We start from the raw sequence: 9,482 nt of genomic DNA on the forward strand, positions 1-9,482 counted from the left end.
AAGTTACATCAGCAAATATTTGGAATTGGTTTACTCACTGCTGTTATTGTACCTCACCTTTGTAAGAAATGCTATATGATGTTGGTTTAATAGCCGATAATTAAAGTTGTAAATCATGATAAAGATTGTAACCAGAATATTTCTGCTGCGTGACTTTGTAGATTCCGATCGATCGCCATTCTTGGAGTACCAAGCCGATCCGCGCAACCAGACATTTTACGAACCCGATCGGTCTAGTCCCGACAATGCCGCACGCCTATTCGAGATGTTTCAGGCATGGGCTAGCGATCGCCCTCGACTCAATTACCAACTGGCGATCGTACAACGACAGGAACCTTACGCGCTTGTCGGTTGCTGTGGACTGCGGGGAAGATTGTCTGAACTTGGCGAGATGGAATTTGGTCTTGAACTGGCACCAGCCTATTGGGGGCGATATGCTTACGCGATCGAGGTGGGGCGTGCGCTGCTCGACTTTGGGTTCACGGAACTCGATCAGAAGGCGATCTCCGGGTCTACCGTGAGTGCAAATACCCGGATCGCTCGCTTGGCCGAGTGGATAGGAGCAGAGGTGGTTGCTACCCGCCCCGGGTCCTCATGGATGTCCGAGCGCGGTTGGAGCGAGGTCGATTGGCGGATTGCACGGGCGCAATGGGAGCATCGTACTCTGCGGCACGGCCGATAATATATGTTTGTTTTGTCAAGGGTTTATGAATGAGACAGCAGCCAATCAAATTCGTCAGCAGGTGGAAGCTGTGTATCGGTCCGAGTCGCGCCGCGTTTTAGCCACCCTGATCCGCTTGCTCGGTGACTTCGATCGCGCCCAAGAGGCGATGCACGAAGCCTTCGCTGTGGCCCTAGCGCAATGGCCCCGTGACGGCATTCCCGCTAACCCGCGATCGTGGCTTGTTTCAGTGGGTCGCTTTAAAGCGATCGACACCATCCGCCGTCGCGCCCGCTTTGATACGCACTTGGCAGAACTCGCTCAACAACTCGATCCGAGTGACACCACAATCGAGGATGACGAGGACGTTGAGGACGATCGCCTGCGCTTGATTTTCACTTGCTGTCATCCCGCCCTGTCGCCAGAAGCTCAGGTGGCGTTGACGCTGCGGGAAGTCTGCGGACTCAGTACCGAGGAAATTGCCAGCGCCTTCCTGATTGCTCCCTCCACGTTGGCGCAGCGGATCGTGCGGGCCAAGGCGAAGATCCGCGACGCACGCATTCCTTATCAAGTGCCGTCGAAAACCGATTTGCCCGCTCGATTGGACACCGTGCTTCAAACGATCTACCTGGTGTTTAACGAAGGGTACGCGGCCTCATCTGGCAGATCGCTGACGCGGGCCGATCTCGCTGACGAAGCGATCCGTTTGGGACGGCTGGTAATGGAACTGTTGCCAGACTCCGAAGTGATTGGACTCCTGGCGCTGATGCTGCTGCAAGAATCGCGGCGCACCGCACGCACTTCCTCCACAGGCGACCTCATCCTTCTAGAAGACCAAGATCGATCGCTCTGGAATCAAGCACAAATTTCTGAAGGCAGGTTACTGGTGCAGCAATCGCTATCATCGGGACGGTTTGGTTCGTACACGCTTCAGGCTGCGATATCAGCCGTGCATTCAGAGGCCCAGAGTGCTGGTGAAACGGACTGGGCGCAGATTGTGGGCTTATACGACCTGCTCGTGCAATTAGAGCCCTCGCCCGTTGTTGCCTTAAATCGGGCGGTGGCAGTGGCAATGCGTGATGGCCCCTTAGCGGGACTGCAATTGATCGACGAAATATTAGCGCGCGGCGATTTGGCAGACTACCATCTGGCACACTCCGCGCGAGCCGATTTGTGTCGGCGGCTGGGCAGAACGGCTGATGCCAGAGAATCATACCAAAAGGCGCTGGCGATCGTGAAACAGGAACCAGAGCGTCGTTTTCTCGAAAAACGCCTTCGCGAGTTAGCCTGAAAAAATTTTTTGCTTTGCTGTCGATTTGCAGCTTCGCCGAACGACTACTCTATGAAGGCGACTATCTCAGAGCGAATTTTGGAGTAACGATGAAATACATATTGCTGATTTACAGTGACGAAGATGCCTGGACTGAAAGCGAGCTGCAGCAATGCTACGCAAAGTCTTTGCAGCTAACCCAAGAACTGCAAGCGAACAATCAATATTTAGGTGCTTCGCCGCTACACTCGATCGCCACAGCAACCAGTATTCGAGTGCGTGACGGCAAAAAACTTGTCACCGATGGGCCCTTTGCGGAGACGCGCGAACAACTCGGCGGCTACTTTCTGATCGATGCCAAGGATCTTGACGAAGCGATCGCGATCGCAGCACGCATACCAAGCGCCAGTAAAGGTACGGTTGAAATTCGCCCGATCGTGGAACTGTCGGGCTTGCCATCAGACCAGTAATTGCCGTCAATCGATTTTAGATTTGAGATTTGAGATTTTAGATTGACCCCACGGATAAATGCGGGGGCTTGAGGATTTTCGATTTTCGATTTGGGATTGATTCCACGGATAAATCACGTGGCGGGTACCACCTTTGAAATTCGCTTGTCAATACCGCTCAACGCAGACTTCCACATCCGCACTGACAAACTTTTCCAGAAAAAATGTTCAACTTGTCGATCGCGCGCACCTCTATTCGACTAGATGGTAGAGCAAGAGTTAGCAGTTTTCAATCTGCGCCCGGAAAACCAATCGACATCAAGAAGGAGAGACCACGATGACTGTGGCAACCGAAACCACCAAAACACAAGACGAAGCCCAGATTCGGCAAATCATCGCAGATACGGCCAGTGCCATCTGCGCCAAAGACCTCGATGGCATCATGGCGCACTACGCCCAAGATGTGATTATTTTCGATGCAATACCGCCGTTCCAAACCAAAGGTGCAGATGAATTTCGACAAACGTGGGAGGCGTGCCTGCCTTGCTTCCCGGACTCCTTCGGGATTGAGAGGCGAGACCTCAGCCTCACCGTCAGCGGTGATTTGGCGATCGCGCACTGGCTTTTTCACTTCACAGGGATGCCAAAAGATCACCCAGCGGGGCAGATGTGGATGCGAATCACCTCTGCGTGCCAGCGGAAACAGGGCAGATGGCAGATTGTGCATGAGCATTGCTCTGTCCCCTTCGATCCAGAAACGTCTCAAGCCGTTTTCACGAGCGCACCTTAGCCCAGCTCAACAACCACAAACAAAAGGAGATTTCACGATGAAAGTCATGGTTCTAGTCAAAGCTACCGAAGACTCAGAGGCAGGCGTCATGCCCAGCGAACAGCTTCTGACGGAAATGGGGCAATACAACGAAGCATTGGTCAAGGCGGGAATTCTGCTCGCTGCCGAAGGGCTACATCCCAGCTCAAAAGGAGCGCGGGTAAGGTTTTCAGGCACAAATCGCAGCGTGACTGACGGGCCGTTCACAGAGACAAAAGAGCTGATTGCCGGATACTGGATCTGGCAAGTGCAGTCGATGGAGGAAGCCATCGCCTGGGTCAAACGCTGCCCCAACCCGATGCCAGGAGAATCCGAGATCGAAATTCGCCCGATCTTTGCAGCAGAGGACTTCGGCGAATGCTTGACGCCCGAACTCAGGGAACAGGAAGAACGCATTCGGGCGCAGGCAGAACAACTCCAGCGTTCTTGAGGGCATAAATACTGCCTAACTTTTCGTCCGGCAGCCACATCATTTCCCGTGAATAAATTGCTCGATCGACTATTAACCAAAGGAGTACATGATGCAATCGAATACTTATCTCTTTTTTGACAAGCGAATTTCTTGATGGTACAAGCCCCCGGATTTATCCGTGGAATCAATCCAAAATCCAAAATCTAAAATCCTCAAGCCCCCGAATTTATCCGTGGGGTCAATCCAAAATCCAAAATCTAAAATCTAAAATCGAATGACGGTGAATGCCAAGCTGCATTTAAATTCTACGAACAGTGTTTAGGTGGCAAAATCGACGGGATGATGACCTATGGGGATGCGCCGATGTCTGAGGAAATTCCCTCCGAACAGCGCGATCGAATCATGCACGCCAACTTAACTGTTGGTGGAATGGTATTGATGGGTTCTGACACTCCACCCGATGGCTTTCAAAAACCACAGGGATTCTCTGTGAATCTTCAATTTGACGATCTGGTCGAAGCGGAGCGGATCTTTCAAAAATTGGCAGAAAACGGAACGGTAAAGATGCCATTCCAAGAGACCTTCTGGTCTACCGGTTTTGGAATGCTTGTCGATCGATTTAGCACACCGTGGATGATTGATGTCCAGCAAGCTACCTAACCCTTTCAAGTTTGCTCACAGGCCTTACCCTTCAATTCAAACATTAGCGAAAAATCGTTAATGTTTCACCTTGCGATCGAAGTTAAAAAGGAGAAAACATGGCTACTAAAATTTTCGTGAATTTACCCGTCAAAAATCTCGATCGGTCTGTCGAATTTTTTACTAAACTTGGATTCAGTTTTAACGCCCAGTTTACTGACGAAACTGCCACTTGTATGGTTGTGAGCGAAGACATCTTCGTCATGCTTTTGACAGAAGCCAAGTTCAAGGAATTTACACCCAACCCTATTTGCGATGCCACCAAGAGTACAGAAGTGCTGGTGTGCTTGTCTTCCGAGAGCCGAGAAGAAGTGGATAAAATGATTCGCAACGCAGTTGCTGCTGGCGGAACGACCTACAATGAACCGCAAGACTACGGATTTATGTATGGTCATAGCTTTCAGGATTTAGATGGCCACATTTGGGAAACTGTGTTCATGGAACCCAGCGCAGTAAATCAAGGTTAGGCATTTTCTATCTGCTTCCTGAAAATAATACAAAGCTCTTCTCAATGAATCCAAGTTAGTGATTGCATTGAGAAGAGCGATCGAATATCCAAAAAGACCGCATAAACCATCAATTCATCATCTAAACCAGTTGGCTACAACTGCGTTTCGCCCTATTTCGTTGTCGATGGTGTAGCAGAAATATCGCATTTCTCATCTGAGTATTGGCAACGATCGAACTGAGGCGGTTCCCCAATGAATCGGAAAAGCCGATCGACTCTAAAGTCCGCATCAACGATACGGTAGTGATGATTGCTGAGGTCGGCGATGGCTGGCCATCCTTTTTTAAACAGAAGTACGATCGCCCTTTTTAAACCTCTTCAACAACTCCGGCGTCACCAAACCTTGCGGAAAAAATATCGTCCCCAAAACAATCAGCAACCCAAAAATAATTAAACGTCCATCCCGCAGAAATTGCGCCAACCAAATCGGCAATCCCTGAATAGTCGCCATTCCCCTCAAAACCTCCGGCAAAGCAGTAAACACCATCCCGCCCAAAACTGCTCCCAGAAAACTTCTGCTACCACCAATCAACACAGAAGTCAAGTAAATAATACTAGCATCAAAAGTACCTTGCCGGGCGTTCCAAGTATTCAAAAAATGAGCGCTAACTGCACCCACAACCCCAGCTAAAACAGCACCCAACGTGAAAGCCAAAACTTTATAAAAAGTTGGGTTAATGCCGATCGCATCAGCCGCCAACTCATCAGCGCGGATCGCCGCAAAAGCGCGCCCCACACGAATCCGTTCCAGTCGATAGACAATCGCCATACTTACCAACAGTAAAGGTACTACAATCCACAAATACTCGATCGGCGTCGCAAACGGTTGCGGAATCCCAAAAATGCCCACAGCCCCGCCAGTGATGTCCAGATTCAGCGATAAAACCCGCAAAATTTCCACAAAAGCAATAGTTGCGATCGCCAAATAAATCCCACTCAATCGCAGCGCCGGAATTCCCACAAAAATCCCCAGCAACCCCGAAACAATCCCTGCAATTATCATCTCTAATAACAACAACGGCAGTGGAAATAAACCCCCTGCCTGCTGAAAAACCGTCGTAGATAAAATCGCCGCAATATACCCACCCAAAGCATAAAAACCAGGGCTAGCCAGAGACAACTGTCCAGTCATTAAAGGCAAATACAGCGACATTCCCAACATTGCACCCAGCAACATCGAGACAATCAGAAACCCATAAGTAGTAAAAAATGTAGCCATTTGATTTGAAATATTTTAGATTAGAAGTTATTAAGTAAAATCGGGTTAGCTTGGTTTCCAATTTGGATTGATTAAGCTAGTCTGAATATGGTCTTCCCACCGACCATTTATAAACAAATAGTCTCTAGCGTAACCTTCCACCACAAATCCCAATTTTTTAAGTAGATTACCACTACGCTGATTGTGAGGCATATAATTTGCCATAACGCGATGCAAATTTAACTCTTCAAAAACATATTGAATTGCAACTCGCACAGATTCACTCATATAACCTTTACCTTGTTGCGCTTCTGCCAGATTATATCCCAAAAAGCAAAACTGACCGGCACCTCGTACAAAATTATCAAAATTAACATTACCGACAATATACTCAGGATTAGCCTTCTCAAAAACCCACATCTTTAAAGATTTGTCAGACTTAAAGCCTTGGAAATCTTTCTCTAATTGTTTTTGCCAATAACTTTCCGTTAAAAAATCCTCCGCCCAATGTCGGTGCCAGGGAGTAAAAAACTTTTGATTGTCACTGTAAAATTTAATAATTTTGCAGATATCGTCTTGATTTGCTAATCCCAAAAAAAGGCGATCGCTGACTATTAATGGAACTTCCGAATTTATCAAACTGCCTCTGAGGTATGAATAAGTTTTCTAGGTACGTCTATAAAACTCCACAAGAGTTTATACGGGCTGGTTTAGGTATAGTCTTTGCTGGAAACCAGTTTTCCCTTCTCAAAACCGCCCTGCCTTATTCGCTGTATTGCAAATAATACTATACCTTCTGTATTAAACGCCGTCCAAACAAACCCTGCGGTCTAACCAATAGCATCATAAACAATATGCCAAAAGCAACAGCATCCTTATAAGCGGAAAAATCACCAGGCACAAAAGCCTCCACCAAACCAATTATAAACCCGCCCAAAACAGCCCCAGGAATACTCCCCAACCCACCCAGCACAATCACCGCCAAACCCTTCAAACCAAAAGCAATCCCAAAATACGGCCCAGCAATACTAACACTAGAACCCACCAAACTCCCCGCCAAACCAGCCAGAAAACTGCTCACAAAAAACGTCAAAACAATATATCTGTCAGTATCAATACCCAACAGACTAGAAGTAGTAGCATCTTCAGCCACCGCCTGCATTGCTTTGCCAAATTTAGTGAAATTTATTAAGTAAGTTAGAAGACTAACAATCGCAATAGCTACGCCAAAAATCAGTATTTGAACAGTGCGAATAGGAATCTGTTTGTCCGCCGTACCAAAGTTAATAGCAGCAGGCACATTGCCGTAAGTATTAGTAGGGAAAGTGTAAATTTCTGCACCGACAAGATACTGGATGATATTGGCGATCGCCACCGCCGCCCCCAAACTAGAAACCACCGTCAGCAGAGGATCTGAGTGTCTGCGGCGCAAAGGCAAAAAAGCAACTCTTTCAACAATTACTCCCACCAAACCAGCCAGCGTACTGCCCAAAATTAGTGCCACAGCAAAAGGAAACTGCACGGGAATTCTCGCATTAGCCAACAACCCGTTAAAACCAAAAGCACCGCCCATCAGCGCATAAGTGAAATAAGCACCCAAAGTAAACACTGCACCGTGAGCAAAATTAATAATTCCGAGAATAGAAAACACTAGGGTGTATCCCAGGGCAAAAATAGCATAAACGCTGCCGATCGACAAACCATTCAAAAATTGTTGCAGAAACAGAGTTAAGTCCATCACCAGTTAAGAATTGAGCCTCACACCGAAATCATTCAACAACAAAAAACATACAATTTTTACTCTGACTTCAGACTTCCCCCCTTGGGGGGGCAGGGGGGGTGACTTCAGAGTCGCACTCAATAACTCATCCGTGTATCCGTGTCATGCCTGAGTTCATTTCAAAAACTCAAATTTACCGTTATTACCATCAGCATCCATTTTTATCTGTGCCACATAAAAGTCTTTCTGATTGATTTCACCTTCAGGCGTAAAAGAAATTTCCCCCAGAGGCGTATCGTACTTTCCACTCAACAACTGCTGATTCAAATTTGTACGCAATTCTGCCAAAGGCTGTTGGCTAACCTTCGACTTAGCATTAATTTCTTTTAATGACTCAACAAAAACTTGTACGCCAGTAAAAGCTTGAGCGCTAAACTGAGGCGGTTCCTTCTTAAATTGAGCGCGATAAGCATCACGAAAAGCCTTATTAATCTCATTCTGATATTCCGGGCTGTATGCTTGGGCAATTAAAACGCCCTCGCAAAGAGCCTTGCAAACCGAAAATACATTGGAAGTATTCAGACCGTTGCCCCCAATGATAACGCCTTTGTAGCCCAACTCCCGCAACTGCTTAATTAAATTGCCTCCATCTGCGGCCAACCCAGAAATAATTATCAAATCGGGCTTGACATTTATCCCATTAGTCGCTTGAGATTGGAAATCTGTATCAGTAGTCAAGAATTTTTGGACTGTTGCCAATTCCAGTCCCATATCTTTAACCGTTGTCTGAAAAGTTTCAGTCTCTGATTTGCTAAAAGCATCATTCTGAGCAAAAAACACGGCTACTTTCTTAATAGTGGGATTTTGCTTGAGGGCCGCTTTAACTGCATTAGGTGCTACCACGGCGACAGGCGCGGAGACTCTGGCCACATAATCGCCAATCTGGGGAATGCCTTTAGCGGTGTTGGATGGTCCGAGTACGGGAATTTTTGCGCGATCGGCGATCGGATCGGCACTAAAAGCCTGCTGCGAGAGAGTTGGGCCCACAATACCCACCACATTATCCTGATTGATCAGAGTATTGAAGGCATTGATCGCCCCTTGTTCATCTCCACCCGTATCTTGGAACACCAGTCTAATCGGCGTCCCATCCACACCCCCCTTATCGTTGAAATACTTCTCAGCAATTTTCGCCCCAGCCACCTGTTCCTGACCGAGCAAAGCCACATTGCTAGTTTGCGCCACCCCAACCCCAATGGGAATAGCGGTAGAGTTCCCCGCAGCGGAACCCTGTGGCGAAGTTGCCGGAGATGGTGAAGTACCTGGAGATACTGTAGTCGATGTCTGGGGAGTGTTCGTCTGAGTGCAAGCCATCAGCAGTGAAGCGCAGGTAACGAACAAGGCACTAGGGCGAGGGGCTGGTTTTTTCATAAGCGGGCGATCGAACACATATATAGATCATCTCCACTATATAGACCATCTCTATATAGAACATCTAGATGTGCAAATATTCTACCGATTAGGGTCACAGACCCGTGCAAAAACCGTATTTGGGGGTCAAGAAGCAGCCCCTTGCCCTAAAGAGGAATCAGCCAGGGGATGCCCAAGGGGTGCTTTTTAGCCGAAACCCTTACGGTGTATGGCTTCAAAAAAAACTTTAAAATATTTCCGCAAAACGCTTGACAACTCTGGGGAGAGTTGATACATTAATAAAGCGCCAGAAGAGAAGCGGTTCA

General features: G+C 47.7%; 11 protein-coding genes and 1 pseudogene. 8 read left to right on the forward strand and 4 right to left on the reverse strand.

Features of this window, described 5'->3' with window-relative positions; translation table 11 throughout:
• Positions 1-115 precede the first annotated feature (115 nt).
• From QUA04_RS27475 to QUA04_RS27510, 8 genes and pseudogenes are all read left to right on the forward strand, one after another.
• The gene (locus QUA04_RS27475; RefSeq protein WP_333263308.1) at positions 116-682 is read left to right on the forward strand and encodes a GNAT family N-acetyltransferase; all 567 of its coding nucleotides are present in this window, start codon (positions 116-118) and stop codon (positions 680-682) included.
• 25 nt (positions 683-707) lie between these two features.
• The gene (locus QUA04_RS27480; RefSeq protein WP_333263311.1) at positions 708-1,952 is read left to right on the forward strand and encodes an RNA polymerase sigma factor; all 1,245 of its coding nucleotides are present in this window, start codon (positions 708-710) and stop codon (positions 1,950-1,952) included.
• Positions 1,953-2,041: 89 nt separating this feature from the next.
• Positions 2,042-2,401 carry a YciI family protein gene (locus tag QUA04_RS27485; RefSeq protein ID WP_333263314.1) on the forward strand — a complete coding sequence of 120 codons (360 nt, stop codon included), beginning with the start codon at positions 2,042-2,044 and terminating at the stop codon, positions 2,399-2,401.
• A 316-nt stretch (positions 2,402-2,717) separates the two neighbouring features.
• Entirely contained in the window at positions 2,718-3,170 is a 453-nt protein-coding gene (locus QUA04_RS27490; RefSeq protein ID WP_333263317.1) for a nuclear transport factor 2 family protein, read from the forward strand.
• Between the two features lie 46 nt (positions 3,171-3,216).
• Positions 3,217-3,639, forward strand: a complete 423-nt coding sequence (locus QUA04_RS27495) for a YciI family protein (RefSeq protein ID WP_333263320.1) — start codon at positions 3,217-3,219, stop codon at positions 3,637-3,639.
• Positions 3,640-3,909: 270 nt separating this feature from the next.
• Positions 3,910-4,281, forward strand: a pseudogene (locus tag QUA04_RS27500) (VOC family protein); the annotation flags it as partial.
• A gap of 98 nt (positions 4,282-4,379) precedes the next feature.
• Positions 4,380-4,787: a VOC family protein gene (locus QUA04_RS27505; RefSeq protein WP_333263324.1), complete on the forward strand. Its 408-nt coding sequence runs from the start codon at positions 4,380-4,382 to the stop codon at positions 4,785-4,787.
• A gap of 203 nt (positions 4,788-4,990) precedes the next feature.
• On the forward strand, positions 4,991-5,140 hold the full coding sequence (locus QUA04_RS27510; protein WP_333263327.1) for a hypothetical protein: 150 nt from the start codon (positions 4,991-4,993) through the stop codon (positions 5,138-5,140).
• On the opposite strand, the gene QUA04_RS27515 is transcribed toward QUA04_RS27510, so the two are convergent.
• The 4 genes from QUA04_RS27515 to QUA04_RS27530 all read right to left on the reverse strand — a co-directional run bounded on the left by QUA04_RS27515 (position 5,112) and on the right by QUA04_RS27530 (position 9,177).
• Positions 5,112-6,047, reverse strand: a complete 936-nt coding sequence (locus QUA04_RS27515) for a branched-chain amino acid ABC transporter permease (RefSeq protein ID WP_333263330.1) — start codon at positions 6,045-6,047, stop codon at positions 5,112-5,114. The two genes, QUA04_RS27510 and QUA04_RS27515, sit on opposite strands and share 29 nt — an antisense overlap.
• Before the next feature lie 45 nt (positions 6,048-6,092).
• On the reverse strand, positions 6,093-6,665 hold the full coding sequence (locus tag QUA04_RS27520; protein WP_333263333.1) for a GNAT family N-acetyltransferase: 573 nt from the start codon (positions 6,663-6,665) through the stop codon (positions 6,093-6,095).
• Positions 6,666-6,813: 148 nt separating this feature from the next.
• Entirely contained in the window at positions 6,814-7,764 is a 951-nt protein-coding gene (locus QUA04_RS27525; RefSeq protein WP_333263339.1) for a branched-chain amino acid ABC transporter permease, read from the reverse strand.
• 156 nt (positions 7,765-7,920) lie between these two features.
• Positions 7,921-9,177 (reverse strand): ABC transporter substrate-binding protein, encoded by a 1,257-nt coding sequence (locus tag QUA04_RS27530; protein WP_333263336.1) that lies wholly within the window; start codon positions 9,175-9,177, stop codon positions 7,921-7,923.
• Positions 9,178-9,482 lie beyond the last annotated feature (305 nt).

Source organism: Microcoleus sp. S13_C5, assembly GCF_036700845.1.
Taxonomy (GTDB): domain Bacteria; phylum Cyanobacteriota; class Cyanobacteriia; order Cyanobacteriales; family Microcoleaceae; genus Microcoleus.